Origin of the sequence: Yersinia sp. IP36721 (assembly GCF_003634395.1) — a bacterium.
GTDB classification, from domain to species: domain Bacteria; phylum Pseudomonadota; class Gammaproteobacteria; order Enterobacterales; family Enterobacteriaceae; genus Yersinia; species Yersinia entomophaga.
The window spans coordinates 1-527 of record NZ_QCZL01000089.1; the positions used below are offsets into that span (position 1 = coordinate 1).

The following is a 527-nucleotide window of genomic DNA, read 5'->3' on the forward strand; positions in this document are numbered from 1 at the left end:
CGTAGGGGAACCTGCGGTTGGATCACCTCCTTACCTAATGATACGCATTGCGTAGTGTCCACACAGATTGTCTGATAGAAAGTAACGAGCAAATAAGGCCGGGCTGAGAGATTAGTCGGGCTTTAGTACCTTGTTGGGTCTGTAGCTCAGGTGGTTAGAGCGCACCCCTGATAAGGGTGAGGTCGGTGGTTCAAGTCCACTCAGACCCACCAACTCATCCCTGTAGTGCGTTACCGTCACATTCGTTTATAACAATAAACGTGCGTGTCTGCGCCTTGTCTGGACATGAGTTGCAGCAATAAGGTATTTGCTTTTTATATGGGGCTATAGCTCAGCTGGGAGAGCGCCTGCCTTGCACGCAGGAGGTCAGCGGTTCGATCCCGCTTAGCTCCACCATATAAAACTATTTCAAAATATATTGCTGCCGCAAGGTGGACAGTATGTTGTGAAATATTGCTCTTTAACAATCTGGAACAAGCTGAAAATTGAAACACTGCAGCTAAAACTTGTCTCTCCGTAGATTTACC

General features: G+C 47.4%; 2 tRNA genes. Both read left to right on the plus strand.

Going from position 1 to position 527, the window contains the following annotated elements:
- Positions 1-135 precede the first annotated feature (135 nt).
- A tRNA-Ile gene (locus DBA33_RS20455) sits at positions 136-212 on the plus strand.
- A 108-nt stretch (positions 213-320) separates the two neighbouring features.
- Positions 321-396: transfer RNA gene (locus DBA33_RS20460), tRNA-Ala, on the plus strand.
- Positions 397-527: the final 131 nt, after the last annotated feature.